13 protein-coding genes and 10 pseudogenes are annotated in these 18,416 nt (G+C 59.6%); 10 read left to right on the plus strand and 13 right to left on the minus strand.

Going from position 1 to position 18,416, the window contains the following annotated elements; genetic code table 11:
- A pseudogene (locus tag A5906_RS43535) lies at positions 1 to 570 on the plus strand (transposase family protein); the annotation flags it as partial.
- Between the two features lie 194 nt (positions 571 to 764).
- Positions 765 to 959 (plus strand): annotated as a pseudogene (gene tnpB / locus A5906_RS46600) (IS66 family insertion sequence element accessory protein TnpB); the annotation flags it as partial.
- Positions 960 to 971: 12 nt separating this feature from the next.
- Here the strand turns inward: tnpB (A5906_RS46600) and A5906_RS46450 are convergent.
- A pseudogene (locus tag A5906_RS46450) lies at positions 972 to 1,120 on the minus strand (IS110 family transposase); the annotation flags it as partial.
- Between the two features lie 54 nt (positions 1,121 to 1,174).
- Between A5906_RS46450 and A5906_RS27070 the strand changes: the two are divergent.
- The 3 pseudogenes from A5906_RS27070 to A5906_RS27080 all read left to right on the plus strand — a co-directional run.
- Positions 1,175 to 2,151: pseudogene (locus tag A5906_RS27070) on the plus strand (IS3 family transposase); the annotation flags it as partial.
- Positions 2,135 to 3,554, plus strand: a pseudogene (locus tag A5906_RS27075) (amidohydrolase). The pseudogenes A5906_RS27070 and A5906_RS27075, both read left to right, overlap by 17 nt.
- A 316-nt stretch (positions 3,555 to 3,870) precedes the next feature.
- A pseudogene (locus A5906_RS27080) lies at positions 3,871 to 5,163 on the plus strand (FAD-binding oxidoreductase); the annotation flags it as partial.
- Positions 5,164 to 5,384: 221 nt separating this feature from the next.
- Here A5906_RS27080 and A5906_RS46010 read toward each other — a convergent pair.
- The 6 genes and pseudogenes from A5906_RS46010 to tnpB (A5906_RS27095) all read right to left on the minus strand — a co-directional run bounded on the left by A5906_RS46010 (position 5,385) and on the right by tnpB (A5906_RS27095) (position 7,491).
- On the minus strand, positions 5,385 to 5,789 hold the full coding sequence (locus tag A5906_RS46010; protein ID WP_283807734.1) for a M24 family metallopeptidase: 405 nt from the start codon (positions 5,787 to 5,789) through the stop codon (positions 5,385 to 5,387).
- On the minus strand, positions 5,786 to 6,028 hold the full coding sequence (locus A5906_RS46015; RefSeq protein ID WP_347337622.1) for a M24 family metallopeptidase: 243 nt from the start codon (positions 6,026 to 6,028) through the stop codon (positions 5,786 to 5,788). The genes A5906_RS46010 and A5906_RS46015 overlap by 4 nt, the downstream gene beginning before the upstream one ends.
- Complete coding sequence (locus A5906_RS45080; RefSeq protein WP_245326926.1) at positions 6,025 to 6,411, minus strand: hypothetical protein; 387 nt, start codon at positions 6,409 to 6,411, stop codon at positions 6,025 to 6,027. Before A5906_RS45080 ends, A5906_RS46015 begins: the two co-directional genes overlap by 4 nt.
- A 58-nt stretch (positions 6,412 to 6,469) precedes the next feature.
- Positions 6,470 to 6,580 (minus strand): annotated as a pseudogene (locus A5906_RS45085) (hypothetical protein); the annotation flags it as partial.
- A gap of 107 nt (positions 6,581 to 6,687) precedes the next feature.
- Positions 6,688 to 7,230, minus strand: a pseudogene (locus tag A5906_RS27090) (transposase domain-containing protein); the annotation flags it as partial.
- A 96-nt stretch (positions 7,231 to 7,326) separates the two neighbouring features.
- A complete protein-coding gene (gene tnpB, locus A5906_RS27095) occupies positions 7,327 to 7,491 on the minus strand; it encodes an IS66 family insertion sequence element accessory protein TnpB (RefSeq protein WP_283807736.1) in 165 nt (54 codons plus the stop codon).
- A gap of 177 nt (positions 7,492 to 7,668) precedes the next feature.
- On the opposite strand from tnpB (A5906_RS27095), the gene A5906_RS27100 reads away from it, so the two are divergent.
- Complete coding sequence (locus A5906_RS27100; RefSeq protein ID WP_080138317.1) at positions 7,669 to 7,884, plus strand: hypothetical protein; 216 nt, start codon at positions 7,669 to 7,671, stop codon at positions 7,882 to 7,884.
- Positions 7,885 to 8,680: 796 nt separating this feature from the next.
- Here A5906_RS27100 and A5906_RS27105 read toward each other — a convergent pair.
- From A5906_RS27105 to A5906_RS27115, 3 genes and pseudogenes are all read right to left on the minus strand, one after another.
- Positions 8,681 to 8,936, minus strand: a pseudogene (locus A5906_RS27105) (IS701 family transposase); the annotation flags it as partial.
- 105 nt (positions 8,937 to 9,041) lie between these two features.
- Positions 9,042 to 9,218: pseudogene (locus A5906_RS27110) on the minus strand (IS701 family transposase); the annotation flags it as partial.
- A gap of 180 nt (positions 9,219 to 9,398) precedes the next feature.
- Positions 9,399 to 10,313: a TauD/TfdA dioxygenase family protein gene (locus A5906_RS27115; RefSeq protein WP_080138325.1), complete on the minus strand. Its 915-nt coding sequence runs from the start codon at positions 10,311 to 10,313 to the stop codon at positions 9,399 to 9,401.
- A gap of 250 nt (positions 10,314 to 10,563) precedes the next feature.
- Here A5906_RS27115 and A5906_RS27120 point away from each other — a divergent pair, with 250 nt between their 5' ends.
- From A5906_RS27120 to A5906_RS27135, 3 genes are all read left to right on the plus strand, one after another.
- Positions 10,564 to 10,755 (plus strand): hypothetical protein, encoded by a 192-nt coding sequence (locus A5906_RS27120; RefSeq protein ID WP_080138318.1) that lies wholly within the window; start codon positions 10,564 to 10,566, stop codon positions 10,753 to 10,755.
- 533 nt (positions 10,756 to 11,288) lie between these two features.
- Complete coding sequence (locus A5906_RS27130) at positions 11,289 to 11,765, plus strand: class I SAM-dependent methyltransferase (RefSeq protein ID WP_080138320.1); 477 nt, start codon at positions 11,289 to 11,291, stop codon at positions 11,763 to 11,765.
- Positions 11,766 to 11,951: 186 nt separating this feature from the next.
- Positions 11,952 to 13,145 carry a hypothetical protein gene (locus tag A5906_RS27135; RefSeq protein WP_136615512.1) on the plus strand — a complete coding sequence of 398 codons (1,194 nt, stop codon included), beginning with the start codon at positions 11,952 to 11,954 and terminating at the stop codon, positions 13,143 to 13,145.
- A gap of 530 nt (positions 13,146 to 13,675) precedes the next feature.
- On the opposite strand, the gene A5906_RS45090 is transcribed toward A5906_RS27135, so the two are convergent.
- The 3 genes from A5906_RS45090 to A5906_RS27150 form a co-directional block, all read right to left on the minus strand.
- Entirely contained in the window at positions 13,676 to 13,996 is a 321-nt protein-coding gene (locus A5906_RS45090; protein WP_136615513.1) for a hypothetical protein, read from the minus strand.
- Positions 13,997 to 14,581: 585 nt separating this feature from the next.
- Positions 14,582 to 15,232, minus strand: coding sequence for a 3-oxoacid CoA-transferase subunit B (locus A5906_RS27145; protein WP_080138323.1), 651 nt, complete (start codon positions 15,230 to 15,232; stop codon positions 14,582 to 14,584).
- A gap of 68 nt (positions 15,233 to 15,300) precedes the next feature.
- A complete protein-coding gene (locus A5906_RS27150) occupies positions 15,301 to 16,008 on the minus strand; it encodes a CoA transferase subunit A (RefSeq protein ID WP_080138324.1) in 708 nt (235 codons plus the stop codon).
- Between the two features lie 1,294 nt (positions 16,009 to 17,302).
- On the opposite strand from A5906_RS27150, the gene A5906_RS27155 reads away from it, so the two are divergent.
- Entirely contained in the window at positions 17,303 to 18,412 is a 1,110-nt protein-coding gene (locus A5906_RS27155) for an IS630 family transposase (protein WP_080137402.1), read from the plus strand.
- The last annotated feature ends 4 nt before the right edge of the window (positions 18,413 to 18,416 follow it).

An 18,416-nucleotide genomic window follows, 5' to 3' on the forward strand; every position in this document is an offset into this window, starting at 1 on the left:
CTATTATCAGTTCTTCTGCGGCGAGGAGTGTTTCCAGCACCGTCCGGTGTTCGATCGCTGTTGACGCGCTGGCGCAACCGGATGGGCGAGGAGCGCCTGAAAGCCCTGCTGCAGGAGAGCCTGTCGGTCGCCGTCAGGACCAAGGCGATCAAGCTGTCCGAGCTCTCCCGGGTGATCGTGGACACGACTGGTGCAGCCCAAGAGCGTGATGTTCCCGACCGACGCCAAGCTTCTGAACCGGGCGCGCGAGAAGCTGGTGCGGCTGGCGCAACTGATAGGCGTCGAGTTGCGCCAGTCCTATGCGAGGGTCGGCAAGTTCGCCCTGATCAAGCATCAGCGCTACGCCCATGCCAGCAGTTCAAGCGTGCCAGGCGTGCGCTGAAGACGTTGCGCACCTATCTCGGCCGGGTGATGCGCGACATCAGCCGCAAGATCGCGGGCGACGCCGCGCTCGAGGGGAGGTTTTCGAAGCTGCTATTGCTGGCGCGCCGCATCCACGAGCAGCAGCAGCGCCAGAGCGGGACGAAGGTCTATTCGCTGCATGCGTCAAAGCGCAGATTTGTTGGACGCACATCCGACGAAGAGCTCCCGAAGTTGTGCTATCGGCAGCCGTTTCCAACATGGTATTTGATCACGTAGACCAGCCCCGCCTATGCTAACCTACGACGTCACCGTTCGGAACGCGCGTCCGATTGAACCTCCGGTGCGGTTGACGCGGTGACGCTAACCGCAGTCGTGGCGGCGCTGACGGATGGACGGCCGCGATGATCCCGTTGCCTGCCGGCGTGCGGGTATGGCTCGCGACCGGCTATACCGACATGCGGAAGGGCTTTCCGTTGCTGGCATTGCAGGTCCAGGAGATCTTGCATCCCGATCCGCTGGGCGGCCACCTGTTTTGCTTCCGCGGTCGCCGCCGCAACCTGCTGAAGGTGATCTGGCATGACGGCCAGGGCGCCTGCCTGTTCACAAAACCGAGCAAAGAACTGAAGAAGGGTCTCCCGTCGAAAGCGAGCTTTCTGAACAGTGTGCCGTCGCAGCTTAGGCCAACGACGTGGAACAGGTTCTTGCCAATGTCGATTCCATAGACAGCCGCAGGTCGCGGCAAATTGCGATGGGCCATGATACTCTCCTCTTTTGATCTGAGCTTCCTATAATGAGGGAGGAGGACGGATTAATGGTAGGGCCCGCCGCCAAGCGCGCTGCGATCGCGCATCTGCAGGCCGTCATGAGCCTGTCGGAACGGCGGGCCTGCTCGATCGTGGAGGCGGATCGGAAGATGATCCGCTATCGCTCCAGCCGCCCGCCGGACGCAGGTCTGCGAGGCCGATTGCGCGATCTCGCCAACGAGCGGCGGCGTTTCGGCTATCGCCGTTTGTTCGTCCTACTGCTGAGGGTGGGCGAGCCATCGGGGATCAACCGGATCTACCGGCTTTATCGCGAGGAAGGGCTCACCGTCCGCAAGCGGCGGTCTCGCCGGAAGGCCGTGGGGACCCGTGCCCCGATCCTGGTCGAGGCGAGGCCGAAGGCGCGCTTGTCGCTGGACTTCGTCCACGACCAGTTCGCCAATGGCCGACGCTTCCGCATCCTCAACATCGTCGACGACGTCACCAAAGAATGCCTGGGCGCCATTCCGGAGACGTCGATCTCGGGGCGGCGCGTGGCCCGCGAACTGACGACAATCGTGGAGCGACGCCGCAAGCCAGGAATGATCGTGTCAGACCATGGCACCGAGTTCACCTGCAACGCCATGCTCGCTTGGTGCAAGGACGCAGCCATCGACTGGCACTTCATCGTGCCGGGAAAGCCAATGCAAAACGGCTTCGTCAAGAGTTTCAATGGCCGGATGCGCGATGAATTGCTCAACGAGACCCTGTTCTTCGATCTCGACGACGCCCGCGCCAAGATCGCCAATTGGGTCGCCGATTACAATCTCCAGCGTCCCCACTCGTCGCTGAAATACCTGACCCCCGCGGCCTACGCCGCCACCTCACCGCAACGGACGATCGGCTGCGCAACGCCGACCAGCTCCTCCGATCGTCCGTTGCTCCACCCGCGCCACTTGGCGTACAAAACTCCGACTCTAACTGCCGCTGGATGAAAATTCAGTGGCACGTCACGGGGATCGCAGCAGGCAATGGACAGGTACGATGAGATCTGGCGCGGGATGGTGGATGCAATCAAGGCGCGTTTCATCGCCTTGAGCGACAAGATCTGGGGAATGCCCGAGGTGTGCTACACCGAGGCGCGATCTGCCGCCGAGCACCGTGCCGAACTATGCCACCAAGGCTTCCGGATCAACGAGAACATCGCTGGCATTCCGACCGCGCTGATGGGGGAATGGGGCGAAGGCGGACCGGTCGTTGCTTTTCTCGGTGAATATGACGCGCTGCCGGGCTTGAGCCAGGAGGCGGGGATTACTGAGGCTCGCCCGAATCGAAGCCGGCGGCCCCAGCCATGGCTGCGGTCACAACCCTGCTTGGTGCTGGGGCGTTGCTTGCAGCAGTCGCCTTGAAGAATTGACGAGGTGCCGGGGCCCGTTCTCTGTTATGGCTGCCCGGCGGAAGGCGGCGCAGCAAAGACCTCCATGGTGCGCAGCGGCGCGTTCGAGGATACCGATATCGCCATCACTTGGCATCCAAAGAGCTTTTGGCAAGTCGTGATGGCGCCATCGCTTGCCAATCCACGCGCCGATTTCACCGGACGCAGCTCGCACGCTGCGGTTCTCGCCGCATCTTGGTCGTTCGGCGCTCGACCAGTGGAATTGATGAATGTCGGGTTCAACTACATGCGCGAGCATATGCCGAGCGATGCGCGCGTGCACTATGCGCTGCTCGAGACAGGCGGCATCGCCCCGAACGTGGTGCAGGCCCACGCCCGCGTACGCTTGCGATCCGTGCGCGCGACCTGCCAGGCATGAACGAGTTGGTCGGGCGGGTGCGGAAGATAGCATAGGGAGCGGGGCTGATGACCGAAACCAAAATGGAGATGACGATCATATCTGCCGTCTCGAATATCCTGCCCCACGCTCCCCTCGAACAGGCCCTGCACAGAGTCACCGAAGAGCTCGGGCCACCGCATTTCGATGACGCAGACCGGGACTTCGCCAGCCGGATTCGCGCGACCCTGACCGAGAAGGACATCGCCTCGGTCTACTACGCAATCGGCATGGATCCGAACGACCGTCCGCTGGCCCATTTCCTGGTGCCGATCGAGGCAAAACGCAATCCGCTGGTCGGCTCGACCGACGTCGCTGACGTGAGTTGGGTGGTGCCGACCGTTGAGGTTCACGCTCCTACGCTTGCCATCGGCACGCCCTTGCACACCTGGCAGGTGGTGGCGCAGGGCAAGAGCCCACACGCTCATAAGGCGATCGTGCAAGCCGCCAAGGCCATGGCCAGCGTCGGCATCAAGGCATTGAACGAGCCGGAGCTGATCGCAGCTGCAAAGGCAGATTTGATGAAGCGGAGGCGAAGACGCCGTATGTCTCGCCGCTGTCAGATCATGTTGCTCCTCCTCTGGAGATGTCGCTGGCATCGAATTTCCGTCACACCTGACCCGGCGGCGGCATTCCAAAGGCCGCTGCTCGCTCTAAGACCCGATAGAGACTGCGAAGTCAGCAGATGCGCGCGTGCTCTACTGTGGCGTTGCAGCTCCGGCTGTTCAGCTAACAAGGGTCTCGACAAGGATGGACACCGAACACGAGGGCTTTTGGGCTAAACCGCTTTATCCTTCCATCGCTGCAGCTGAAACCACCCGTCGATCCGGACGAGTTGGCATGTCGGACCAAGGGAGATCTCTCTATTGCGACGGACCGATTCGTTGCTCAACGGCCCTCTGCTCGAAAGCGCGATGAAAAAAGAGAAAGTATGCATGAGCATGGTCCGGCCAGCACCAGCCCCACCCTCGACTGAGCTGATCGCAGAGTTCAAGAAAATCGTCGGCGACAAATATGTCCTGACGGATGCGGCAGATATCGAGCCCTACGTCACCGAGGAGCGCAAACTGTTCCCGGCCGCTCTTTCTTGGTCCTGCGCCCTTGACGGCCGAGGTGGCCGCAACTGCAAGATAACGAATAAGTACGACATTGGGCTGGTGCCGCAGGGCGGCAACACCGGCCTAGTCCGGGGCCGGACGCCGCACAATGGCGAGGTGGTCGTGTCATTGCGGCATCTGAACAAGATCCGCGATATCGATCCGGCATCAAACACCATGATCTGCGAGGCCGTGTGGTGCTGCAGGTCGCGCAGAAAAAAGCTTCCGATGTCGATCGTCCGTTTCCGCTTTCGTTGGGTTCAGAGGGAAGCTGCACAATCAGCGGCAATCTCTCGACGAATGCGGGCGGCACGATGGCGCTTGCTTATGGCGTGACTCGCGTGATGGCGCTGGGGCTTGAGGTTGCTCTGGCGGACGGGCGCGTGCTTAATGTGCCGTCGAAGAAGGACAACACCGGCTACGATCTGCGTCAACCTGTTTATCGGCGCAGAATGTACGGTCGGCATCATTACGACGGCAACGTTGAAACTGTTTCCGAAGCCGCGAGCGATCGAGACCGTATTCGTCGGGCTGCAATCGCCGGACCTAGCGCTGAAGCTACTCCCCGTCTCTCAAGAACGACGCCGCGGGGCACGCTGACGAGCTTTGAACTGCTCTCGGAGATTGCGGTCGATTTCTCGGTCCGCCACGGCATCGACGTCCCCGATTCTCTCTCTAAATGACATTCTTGGTACGTTCTGAAGGAAGTGTCCTCGCCGCGCGAGGATGCCCGGGCCGCGCTGGAAGCGATGCTCGCTCGGTGGAAGAGGATATCGTCGAGAATGCGGTCATTGCGGCCAGCCTGTTCCAACGCGCAGATTTTTGAAAGCTGCGCCACGAATTGGCGAGGGCGCAGAGGCCTGAGGGCCGCTCAATCAAGTACGACATCTCCGTGCCGATGGCGGCCGTACCTGCCTTCATCGCGGAAGCGGATACCGAGGTAGTGAAGCTCATTCCGGGCACGCGGCCGGTGCCCTTCGGGCATCTGGGCGACTGCAAATCCATTACAATGCTGGTCAGCCAATCGGGGGCGGTAGCGCCGACTTCCTCGGCCGCTCGCGTGAGGTCGATGCGGTGGTGTATGAGATTGTGCTCCGGACGGGAGGTTCGATCTCGGTAGGGCACGGCATGATGAAGCTTGGTAAGGTTCTTTAGAAGTGGGCGATCCCAGTGTCGCGCTGACGGGTGAAACCGAACAGCAGAGGCCTAAGGAGGCGCTTACGATTGAGTCGCCTTCAACGTCCAAACATCGGGAGCATAATTACGGAACACTAGAAAAGATGCCGCTCAAAGGACGACTAGAAGCGCGATGATGATTCATCGAGATCGCATCGCGTTTTTCGTGGCGCTCTCTACTTCACAAAAAGTTTGCGAGGTGTTGACGACAACGGTTCATGCCCAGTTTCGGTGACGGCAAATGACTGCGTAATGGCAACACCGACATCGTCAAGCCACAAGCCTGGCATCATGTGGAAACACATGCCAGGTTGGAGAACTGTTTCGTCACCCCTGCGCAGACTTGCTGTTCGCTCGACCGCACCAGGCGGATAACCAAGGCCAATCGAATATCCCAGCCGTGCTTCCTTCTCTAATCCGTGGCGGACAAGTGAGCGGCGGAACACGCTTTCAACTTCGGAACAGGCAATGCCAGGGCGGACGTGGTCCAAGGCCGCATTCATCGCTTCAACTGCCACATCGGACAGGTTTTGGAAGGCCGGCGATGGGGGCCCCACCGCGATCGAGCGACTGAGATTCACCTGATACCGAAGTCGGTTTCCGAACAGCTCAAGATTGACGTTGTCAATTTTGGCAGAGGCTTGTCGGTCCAGGCCGCGTGCGGAGCAACCGCGCGCTCGGCGACGCAAAGGAACGGAGGAGCACAACCGTACGAGCCTCCGAAGTCGGGCGTGCCGGCCGCCATCTGGTAATAAACCGCCGCGGCAACGTCGCACTCGCGAACGCCCGGGGCGACGACATCGATCGCGCGTCGCATCATCGCATCAGCAATTGCCCGGCTTGACGCATCAGTGCGAGTTCGGCCGGGCTCTTGACGATGCGGATCCAGTTTACGAGCAAATCCGCATCGACAAAGCTCGCCTGCGGCAACGCCCGGATCAGGTCCGCATGGGCCTTCGCCGAATAGTAATAGCCGCCCAACCCAACGCCTATGCATGCCTTCTCACCTCCAAGATCCTTGATCGTCTGGGCGATCACATCGAAGGCGGAAAGGGTCGCCGAGTGAACGTACTTGTCTTCGTAGGCATGGATGTTCTTTGTGTCGATCCATAACCAACCAGAAGCCGAATCCGGATTTGAGGTCTCGTGGCAAGTCGAGACATCTCCCGAAAGTGGACGGATTGTCGGAGGCGCTAGGGTCACGCACGAATGTCTGGATAGGGCTCGCCTGCGTGCTCAGCGCGGCCCGCTCGAGGCGGCGGTCAAAAGTCGCCAGCGTGGCCAACACGATGACGACGGCATAGCCGGTAGCGCCGACGCTCTGAGTAAGAACAATGCCGGTTACGGTGTCCACCAACCACATTTTTGCCATGCCGAAGTAAATCGCAACACCTACCACAATGGCTGGAAAGGCACATGATCAAGGAACACCGTACCCGTGGGGTCGTGCGGCTAAGCTCCCATAAGCCGCAAGCGTCCCGGCGGCTGGCTGATCTTCTCGCAATCGCGGCAGGAGAACTTCTCTCGCACCGTCTCGATCACCTTCCACTGGCGCGGCACTACTTCCAGCGTGCGCGTCACGTCCTCGTCGAGCTTGCGAAGGCGATTGCTGCCGCAGCATTCACAATGCCGTAGGTACTTCGATCACCACCCGCTCCCGGGGAAGGTGCTCATGGAAGGTCTGGCGCTCAGCGCGCTTGCGCGTAAATCCGCGCACCGTCGTCGTCTTCGCCACGGCTCGTTCCGCCGCAAGCTCGTCCTCGGTGGCATCGGCTTCCAACTCTTCGAACGTCAGCGCCAACTCCTCGATCAGCCGCGCCGAGCGCTCGACCGTTGCCTATAGATCTGATGCTTCAGCTTGGCAATTTGCTGCTGCTGGGCGATCATCGCTTCGCCTTCCGACGCTTTCGCGCGGGCGACCGCGAGCTCGGCGGCGATCTCCAAACCCTTCGTGCGCTCGACCGCCAGCGCCTCTCTCAGAGCCGCAACGTCATTCGGAACAGCGCAGCGATCCTCATCCAGCGACGCAGTGAATCACAAAATTGGACGCGTTGGAACCACCCAAAACTGCCTGCATCCGTAGTTTCCTCGCTCTGCCCGCGCTCTGCGGCCGCCAGCTTAGTTGCGGATTCCTACAATCATGCCCTCGAGCATGTAAGTCATCTGCGCCGCAGAGATTGACACCGCGCCGGCCGACGCCGACGGCCAGATGAACTTGTCGCGATCCAGACGCTTGGCGTAGAGCGACATGCCTAATCCGTTATGCCAGAAGATCTCGACCAGGTCGCCACGGCGGCGCGGTAGATGTAGAGATCGCCGGCGTGCGGATCGCGCTCAGAATCTCCTGAACTGTAAGAGCCAGGCTTCGCATGCCGCGACGCATGTCGGTGTGGCCAGTGGCTATCCAAACCCTGACGCCGCTCGGACTCGGGATCATCGTCGCCGCAGCAGCTCAAGCACTTGCTGCAGCGCCTCAACGTCCACGTCACGGTCAACGCGAACGCGACAGCCGCCGCCAAGCTCGATCTCGATGATTCCAGCCTGCACGCTGCGCAGGCGGGGGGAGACGCCGGTTGTGGCACGTCGCTCGAGATCGGAGCCGCCACCGGCGTGATCTCGACGGGAACGAGAGCTGGCACGGAATCCCCGCCCAGTCGACCCCTGGCGCGCTTGTAGACGCCAGGTGAACAGCAGGCTGTGAGCCACCTGGTGGCGCTCGCGACGCCGCAGACCGTCTCGCCAGTCTGCAAGGTCTCTTCGACAAGGCGAACCTTCTCGTCGTAACTCCATCCCCGCCGACGCTCGGCGCCCAAAAGATTGACCTGCATTCGCCACGTGACCTTAAAGTTAGACTTAAGGCCAAATCCTCGGGCCGCCTCTCAAACTTACACAAGGCGGCCGACGCCAGGGGATACTTGGCTTCGAACAGCCGCACGACATCTCCGGCTGCGCTGCATAATTTATCTGGAGGGGGCGATTGAAGCGCCGTAGACCCGTCATGCCGTCAGCATCTAACCCGCTACATCTGCGCTTGGAAGGCCATTTCCCCGAACCAGTGCAACCGGCCATTGGCGATGATTAGGCGGAAATTCCAGAATGGCTCGGAGCGACAGTCACAAATCGAAGCCGATAGATCGGCGCAAACCTGTCCATCTCTTTGTCGATTTCTCTTGTGACGCGAGCGTGGCTCATACGTGGGCGTCAGGGTCTCGGTTACTGCGATACAGGTGCTTGCGAGAGGCGACCAGCTCGACACCGGTATGAAGGAGCTGATCGGCAACTCCATTGAGCGCATCCTCGCTGATATAGGCTATCGCGGCCAAAATGCCCCTCACCCGATGCCAAGTTCAGGCTGCTCACCCCTAGGCTGAAGCGGCAGATGACGCCGAAGATGCCGCGGCGCGGCACCCTCGAGCCGGTCATCTGCGAGCTCTAACACTACTTTGGCAGAACGTGTTTTGGCGGCTGTTTTTCAAGGATTTGCTTTCGGCAATATCGGCACTGCTGAGACGGCGACCGAAGGATGAGATCGACGATGGCGTGACGTACGGCGGGCATGGTTGTTTGAGGCGGAGGCCCGTTGATTCCCGCTCCGCGTACAGGAGGCGACGATGTTGCAGGAAGGCATAGGCAATCCTTGTCATCAGTGCGTGGCTATGAAGACCCTGCCATGATCGCCCCTCGAAGTGATCAAGTCCAAGCTCCTCGTTCAACTGTTGATGCGCGCCTCGGGGGAGAAGAAATACTATCTCGCGAATGTTCCGGCGATGACGGATCTGCGCACGCTGGCTGCCACTATCAAGGCACGATGGATTTGTGAGCAGGCGCTGCCAACTCACAGTTTTCCATTTGGCGCTAGCCAGTATTTGTTCTGCCGCAATCGACAATATATCGGGCACGTGGTGCTTTCGTGGTGTCCCGCGGACTTTGGTAATCGGCCAAATGAGCTTCACATCGACCGGATACACTTTCTGGTGCCGAGGGATGCCCACAGCCCAGGACATCCCGCGCCTGCCCGTGGCGTTCACGGAGTCCGACCCATTTCATGGCCGAGGGACGGACCGCGAGCACGCTCCCTCGCCAGACGTGCGCGCTTGAACTGCGTGATGCGGTCAACAAACGAGCGGATAAGAGCACGGCCTGCACCAGCCGAGTCTCTATAGACAAATCCTTGCGAATGCTTGCGCGGGCTACTTGGAGGGCCTGATTCGCATTACGCTGCACTTGCCGTCGACGCTAATGGGTACCTCGCCGTCGATGGTAACGCGGCGAACTTGGCGATGCTGGTCCCCATAATCACTAATTGCATAGTGTTGCGTGGACCGGTTATCCCACATCGCGACATCACCCTCCCTCCAGTTCCAACGCACGGTGTTTTCGGGCGCCGTGATATGAAACTGGAAAAGATCGAACAACCTCTGGCCGTCATATTTCGGGAGGCCAATAAAACGTCGCACCGGGTCACCGAGCACTAGTGCCCGTTCGCCCGTCTCGGGGTGGACTCGTACAACGGGATGTTCGGTCTCATAAATCGTTCTGGTATAGACCTTATCCCAATACTCCTTGTCGACCTCCCTGGCGCGGGGCATTACCGTATAGTCGACGGCGTTGTTGTGAACGGCCCAGAGCTCGTCCGCAAGCCGTTGCAGTGGCGGCGACAGGTCGAGATAGGCGGCAACAGTGTTGGACCAGACTGTATCGCCGCCGAATGGTGGGATTACAGCGGCTCTCAGCACCACAATCTTCGGATAGGCATCGATCATGGTCAAATCGGCATGCCAAAGATCAGCTCGATTACCGGCTTGGCGCAAATCAATTTCGAGGACCGATGTCGTACCCTTGGCAGCGCCCATGATTGGGTGCGGCACAAGCCTTCCAAAACGTTGAGCAAAGCGCTCGTGCTCGGCGTCATCGAGATGACCTTGGTCACGGAAGAAGATTACTTTATGCTCGAGCAACGCCCCATTGAGCGCGGCGATCGTCTGGTCCGGCAAATCGCCCGAGAGCTTGAGATTCCTGATTTCCGCGCCGATCCGCGCTGTGCGCTTGACGACATCGGCACGCGGAATGACACTATCTATTTCTATGAAGGCCGCTTCGCTCATAGTGGTATTCTCCAACGTTAGGATTCTTCTCCAGAGGGATCTATCGAGTGCAAACGGATCCGTAGCCTCCGAATTGCGATTGCAAAGAACGAGGGGCTCCCCGTCTTGCGTCCACTCATAGTCGACGTCTCTAAATAGCAACATCCGTGCCAGCGTTTCAGTTCGCATTGAGTCCTGAATCTGGTATGAAACACTCTGCTTTTCAGACACCCAGCGGCTTGAACCTGACAGTTTTTCTGCTCTTTGTCATATGTTGGACATTTCGCCCTGCGGGCCAGGCACCATCGGCGAGCGCCAAGATCGAAATCTCGAGCAATGCCAGCCGATCAGTGATACCAACGCGTCGGGAGCGAGGGAGAACGAGTTCGCTCAGTTGACGCCGGAAGAAGTTGAAAAGATTGAGGAGCTCTACAGCACGGCTTTCTCGGAGCAAGCTGAATGAGCCGATGTCGTTGCGGATGACAATGAGGATACGCCAATTGCGTCAAGCACGCTGATGGCGGCACAAGCGCGGCGGTTCTTTTTCCACCGGTCGGACTACATCTTCTTCAGAAAGCGCAGATCGCGAACGGCTGGGGCGGCCGGCTCGCTGCTGGGTACCGGTATGACCCGCGATTGGAGCGATTCATCCGCGACGTGCTCGCCCGGACGGCCCCCCGCTGCCGCGACTATGACGGTCTGGTGACGGGCCAACGCGTTGGCCCCCGACAACCACCTTTTGACGGACGACAATACCGGCGGAAGGGGGGGGGCCGCTGAAGCCTCCCAATCATATCGGCGGCCGGATCACAAGGCACCCGCGCGATGGGCAGTGATAGCGACGCCGGAATGCAATGGACGCGGGCCCCTCGCGCGCGGGCCTGCGGGGAGCGACACATTGGGATTGGTCCAAGTATAGGACATGGGCACTACGATATCCAAAGAGGTTTTCTATCTTTGATTGACGCAACTCTGTGTCTTACCTAGCTTCGAATCATGTTTGAGATCACCGGGGACGCTATTGCCCTCCTCAACGACACGGATCTGCGCGCGCTGATCGGGCGGCTTTGCGAGGCCGAGCTCCGCCGGCAAGGTAATCCCGTGTCCCACGTAACGTGGGGCGGCAACCAGACGGCAAAAGATGGCGGGCTCGACGTGCATGTGGCGCTCCCGCCCGGCACAAACGTCGGCGGTTTTATCCCCCGGCCCGAGACAGGCTTTCAAGTTAAGAAGCCCGATATGCCCCACGGGGAAATTCTTGACGAAATGAAGGCGGACGGTGTCGTGCGCCCGGTCATCGTCGATCTCGCCAAGGCATCCGGGGCATACATCATTGTAAGCTCGACGGGGTCGACTGCCTTTTCTGCGCTCAAAAACCGCAAAAAGGCCATGGCCGACGCGGTTGAAGGGGTCGAGGATGCTTCGAAGCTCGCGCTCGATTTCTACGATCGCAACCGGGTCGTGGCTCCGTGATCATCCCGGGCTCATTCCGTGGGTGCGGTCCCTGATCGGCAAATCCATCCCGGGCTGGCAGTCGTTTGGCTCCTGGTCGCGTGCGCCCGGCGGAACTGACGATTCATATCTGCTCGATGCTGAAGCCCGTATCAAGACGGGCGATGAAAAAGAGGGCGGAGGACTCAGCGCGGTCGATGGCATCGTATGCGTGATGTTCTTGGCCTCGGAAGCAGCACTGCGAAACCTTACGAGATTTGGCAGGCCTTCGTAACCGAATTCGCGGCAACGGATAAGCCCGACACAGGTCTGATGGGCGGCTTCTTGACGGGTCTGCAAAAGCGGGATGCCACGTTGACAAACAAGATGTTGGACGAGGCCGTCGAACACCCGTCGGTTGGGGTCTATTTTCCTCACCTTCAGGCCCGGGTCACGGTCGATGTTCAAGGTGTCAGGCGCTTGCGCCGGGCACTCGAAGTCGGCAATGCCGACATCACCTTATATTACGCGCTGGGCTATGGCCGCGCCAGCGACGATGTTCCGGGACCGCAATTTCGCGATCTTCTCCTCGCCATCGCGAGCAAGCCCGGCGGCCTGACGGTCGCGCTGGAGATCCTGTCAATGCGCCTGGTTGCAAATGGGATCGACAAGCGGGAGCCGGTACCCGAAGTTGCCGAGACTGGACGCGTTCTGCTGGACGCTTTTGAATTCCATGAGAAGAACGGGCGCACAGATCGTGAGGATCGGGAGCTGGGGCGAATTGCGCAAGTGTCGCTGTCCGGCGACGAAGGCGTTCCGATCGTTCGACGCATCATCCGCAAAATGATGGCCGCGGTCGGCCGCTACGACATTCACGCATATGATCAGGATGATCTGGTAACGGGACTGCTTCGCGTGCATCCGAAGGTCGTGCTCGATGAAGCCTTCTCGGGCGACGCCAAGGCGCGGGGAAAAGCGGTGCAGGCCTTCGTCGGTTTTCAGCGTTTCCACAAGAACCCGCTGGATGTCGTGCCGGATGACGTACTTCTCGCGTGGTGCGATGCTGATCCGGCGGTCCGCTATCCTCTCATGGCGGCATCGGCGGGCCTGTTTAAGCGCCCTGCGAACAACGAACCGCATGAGTGGCTTCCCCTGGCATCGAAGCCGCTCTACAAGGCTCCTGATCCTCATGCCGCATTGAATGAGATCGTGCGGCGCTTACGTCCGTGGAGCTGGAGCGGATCACTCGCGACGAAGCTGGAAGAACGGTTGAAGCTGCTTGAACAGCTTCCGGCCGACCACACACCAGAACTTGCCAATGCCCTCAACAAGGCCAAGACCGACCTTCAGGAATCGATCGCCAAGGAGCGCAAGAACGAAGCCGCAGAGAGCCGGGCACGCGGCGGCCGGTTTGAGGACTAATTCGGGCTGGCGGTCATGACGCCCGACAGTGAGCGCATTCCGGTGTCGTTCAGCCTGCAATATTGCCCCCTAAGGCGAAGATCGGCAACCCTGACCTGATGAAAAGGCGGACATTTATGAGGACTTATGTCGACTCAATTTCGTAGATGAACTCAACTCCATCGCCGCTTCACCCTGCAGAGCATTTCGAAGCACCTTGGATTTCCCGACTGGCGCAAGCTCGATGCCATTACAGAGGGCCGTTCCAATGTCAGTGCATCGGAGCTGGTCAACGTCGCGCGGGCGTTTGGGCATAAGCGAGCAGTGGCTTCTCGAAGGAAAACAGACCCCCTTCCTCGTTGATCCGGAGGAGATTATAGAGGCGCAGAAGAGCAATTTGATTCAATCCAACGGGTCAATCCACGGCGGTGAGACAGAGTGAGCAAGATTTTGAATCCATCGTGGCAGCTGAGATTGATGACTTTCGTTGAGTCACCTTCCATTGGGACCATCCAACGAGTGGCCATGTCGGCGGCACGGGCAAATATCAACTACTCAAATATTGCTGCCTGATCCGGCGGCTCTATCGGACTTTTGACCATCCGGTCGCGTGCACTCTTCTCGGAACGCACCTCGAAAAGGCTGACTTCATGCGCCTGTGGGAAGGGGATGTTTATCCAGGAACGTTCCTTCATTGGGGGCACAACGATCATTGGTGGGTCGATTTTGCAGAACTGGCGAAAGAGAGGGTCGAGGGCACATCCGACTCTGCGCGAGAATTCCGCGAAGCCATCCGTATCGCACGTGTGGTGCTTGCAAAACATCAAGGTCGCTCTGAACGTGACGGTTGGATGCGCGCTCAGCTCGTCCATGCACGTATACCCGTCAACGAGCCGAAGCCTGCTACACGCTATCCGCTCGACTTGGGCCTCTCTCGCGATTGAATCGGGGTAAAGACGGTCTAACCCTCTCGTGTCGGATCGTGGGGATGGCCGGCTGCGCTTCATTGCCGGCAGGGGCAGAATCGCCTAGGCTACAGAGCCTATCTCGATCGTACGGCCTACCGCGATGGAGACGAATGTGGCGATAAAGCGGTCAAGTTCAGATATTGCCCGTTTGCGCGAAGACCGGCTACCGAGAACCTCTGCTCCCGACTCTTCGCCAGAGACGCCCGATCGCTCTAATCGGTGGGGCGAAACAGCATAAAAATGGCCATTCCGAGTGGAATCAAAATCCGCTGCCTTACCGCTTGGCCCGGAAGCAAATCGGCTGCGTTTAGTGAGCGACCAGCAAATTAGCGAATTCGGGCACATTAACCCATCCGAATTTGTTCGAAGGTTTCCCGAATTTCTCGGGGTGGTGCTATGCATAACGTTCGATAGGTGTCCAAGAAGGCCCACCACGATAACGTCGTCGTTGTTTTCTTGTTCTGCTGCTGTTGCCCCGTGGCCGCCGGCTCAGGTATCCTTCGACGCGACGCGGAATTCGGCTTCGGTCTTGGACTTGACCTCGTCGAGCGAGACGCCGTCGGCGAGTTCGATCAGCGCCATGCCGCCAGTGCCGTGCTTGTCGATGGTGAAGACGGCAAGATCGGTGACGACCATGTCGACGACGCGCTCGCCGGTCAGCGGCAGGTTGCACTGCTTCAGCAGCTTCGGGCCGTCCTTGGCCCAATGCTCCATCACCACGACGACGCGCTTGACGCGGGCGACGAGATCCATCGCGCCGCCCATGCCCTTGACCATCTTGCCCGGGATCATCCAGTTGGCGAGATCGCCGTCCTGAGCGACCTGCATGGCGCCGAGGATCGACAGATCCATATGGCCGCCGCGGATCATGCCGAAGGAATCCGCGCTCGAGAAATACGAGGTCGACGGCAGCTCGCTCACGGTCTGCTTGCCGGCATTGATCAGGTCCGCGTCCACCTCGTCTTCATAGGGGAACGGCCCCATGCCGAGCATGCCGTTCTCGCTCTGCAAGGAGACGTCCATGCCGTCGGGAATGTAGTTCGAGACCAGCGTCGGGATGCCAATGCCGAGATTGACGTAGTAGCCGTCACGCAATTCCTTTGCGGCGCGCGCAGCCATCTGTTCACGGGTCCAGGCCATCGTTGTGCTCCTGTCGATTCTTTAGTGGCGCATGATCTGATCGGAAATCCGGCTTGCACTTTTCCGGATCATGCGCTGGTGCGCGGGCGGGTGTTGCGGAATTCGATGCGCTTCTTGGCCGTGCCGACCTCGACAATGCGCTTCACGAAGATGCCGGGAGTGTGGATGTGGTCGGGATTGAGTTCACCGGCCGGAACCAGATGCTCGACCTCGGCCACCGTGATCTTGGCGGCGGTGGCCATCGTCGGGTTAAAGTTGCGCGCGGTCTTGCGATAGATGAGGTTGCCGGCGGTGTCGCCCTTCCAGGCATGCACGATGGCGAGGTCGGCGAACAGGCCGCGCTCCATCAGGTACTTCTCGCCGTCGAACTCCTTCACTTCCTTGCCTTCGGCGATCAGCGTGCCGACGCCGGTCTTGGTGTAGAAGGCCGGGATGCCGGCGCCGCCGGCGCGGATGCGCTCGGCCAGCGTGCCCTGCGGATTGAATTCGAGTTCCAGCTCGCCGGCGAGGAATTGCTGGGCGAACAGCTTGTTCTCGCCGACATACGACGAGATCATCTTCTTGATCTGGCGGGTTTCGAGCAGGCGGCTGAGCCCGATGCCGTCGACGCCGGCATTGTTGGAGACGACCGTCAGGCCCTTGACGCCGGAGTCGCGGATCGCGTCCGACAGCTCCTCGGCGATGCCGCAGAGGCCGAAACCGCCGGACATGATCATCATGCCGTCTTTCAGAATGCCGTCGAGTGCCGACTTCGCGTCGGGATAAACCTTGTTCATGCATGACTCACTTGATGGAAGAGCGTCGATCGGAACTGATTATCGATGATAGCCGCCGACGCCGACATGTTGTTCGGCGCATCAGGCGGCGGCTGGCATTGAAGTTCTTGCTGCCCCTGGTGCAGAACGCATCAGGCATGTTGTGGTGCTCCAAGGCCAAGCCGTCTTCGGTGTGCGCGAAATGCAATCAACACGTCGGCGTTAAACGAAGGCCAAGGCGAGCGGGCTTGACCAGAGGACCGCGAGGCCAACCGCTATCAATGCAAGGCTACCACTAACAAGATCGTAATGTGGCACGAGACACCATCGCGTTTGTCGGGGGGACCTCGATTGGACCCACTCCGGGAGGAAAGCAGCACTCGCCGCCTTTAAACCGCCGATCAACAGATAGACTCAGTAGCTAGATAGATTCGACGCATTATTCCTTCAGTTTTCACCTGAAGATGCACATTTTCAGCGGAATCAATTTCTAATCCGCGGTAATTAAGAAGAGGCCGGATCTCCGGCCGAATCAATCCCCGATCAGTTATCCAAAAACGACCGCAGCTTCCGCGACCGCGACGGATGCTCCACGGCATGTAAGTCGCGCTTTAATACTCAAACAGGCTGGAAGGCAAGCGGCGGAGCGAATTCGCCTTCCTTGGCGGGAGCCGCCGGTTGAGCGACATTGTCATTGGCGGTGTGTCGCACCGGCCACGAACAATTCACGGTGCAACGGCTTCCGCTCGAGCCTTCAGGATTGGTGCGGCGACAACGGATTTCGCAAGCGAGATCGCCGAGGCTGCACTGTCGCGTCTCGTCGGAGACCAGGCCGCGCGCCTAACGTTGAAGTGATGCTCTTAGAAGCGCCGAGCTCTAATGCAAGCTTGGTGGAATTCGCCGGAAACTATAGGCCTGCGCATGAGGCTGACGGTGCGCTGCTCGAAGCGTAAACAATTCACGCCGATTGCCCGCATTCCTTCACCGCGGCAGAGGCCTACGCGAAGTTGCGTGTCGAACCTGAGCAGGTCCCTCCTGACGAGGAGCTCTCGGGCCTCACTCTTTGGAACGCGTATGGCCAGCTTCCCAGATGGCGGACACAGAAATTCCACCGCTCTTCGCGCTTGAGCGCGATCAGATGTTGGCCATCGATGCAAGCCCGCGCTCAATGCGGCTCGGCCCATCGTTCAAGCCAGACAGGTAAGCCGCAACTGAGTATTGCTCACGTACAAAGCAACAAAATTGGTACTAGTCATCTGGAACGCAAGTTCGTCACATTAGTTGATAGCTCGAATCTCTACAGAGGAGAGAGCTTGTGGCGAATGCAGGTGAGCGAGGCCGGCCGATCGCGCCGTTGGTGCTTAGTCCGCCGGAGCGGGCGTACTTGGAGAGACAAGTTCGTCGTCATCGCGTTGCCCGATCGCTATCTGAGCGCTGCCGCGCGATCCTGCGGTGTGCGGATGGCTTGCCAAGCAAGTCTGTGGCTGTCGAACTCGGCCTCCACGAACACACCGTCGGCAAGTGGCGCCGCCGATTTTTGAAGGATCGCTGTGATGGCCTGCTTGACGAGGCCCGCCCGGGCCGCCCTCGAACCATCAACGACGATCAGGTTGCTGAGGTAATTGAGCGGACATTGCGTACAACGCCACCCGACGCGACGCACTGGTCGATCCGCTCAATGGCTGCGGAAACTGGCTTTTCCCACACCACGATCCGCCGAATGTGGACGGCGTTCGGCCTGCAGCCGCACCGCAGCCAGACATTCAAGCTGTCGAGCGACCCGCTGTTCGTCGACAAGGTCCGCGATATCGTCGGCCTTTACCTTTCCCCACCGAACCGAGCCCTTGTCCTCAGTGTCGATGAGAAAAGCCAGATCCAGGCCCTGGATCGCGAGCAGCCGGTCCTGCCGATGATGCCGGGCGTACCGGAACGGCGCACGCACAGCTATGTGCGGCATGGTACGACCTCGCTGTTTGCCGCGCTCGATGTCGCCTCTGGATTCGTCATCGGCAAATGCTACAAGCGCCACCGGGCAGTCGAGTTCTTGAAGTTCCTCAAAGAGATCGACGCTCAAGTCCCTGAAGGGATCGATGTCCATATCGTCATGGACAACTACGCCACTCACAAAACACCCAAGATCAAAGCGTGGCTCGCCCGTCGGCCGCATTATCATGTCCACTTCACGCCGACTTCCGCGTCATGGATCAATCAGGTCGAACGCTGGTTCGCTGAGCTCACCCGAAAGCAGATCCAGCGAGGTGTTCACACCTCCGTCAGGCAGCTCGAGGCCGACATCCGTACCTTCATCGACCTGCACAACAAAAATCCCAAGCCCTTCAAATGGACCAAGTCCGCAGACCAGATTTTGGCTTCCGTCAAACGCTTCTGCCACAAAGCCCAGCAGACTTTATGTGGCGAACTTTAGATTC

This window comes from Bradyrhizobium sacchari, assembly GCF_002068095.1.
GTDB classification, from domain to species: domain Bacteria; phylum Pseudomonadota; class Alphaproteobacteria; order Rhizobiales; family Xanthobacteraceae; genus Bradyrhizobium; species Bradyrhizobium sacchari.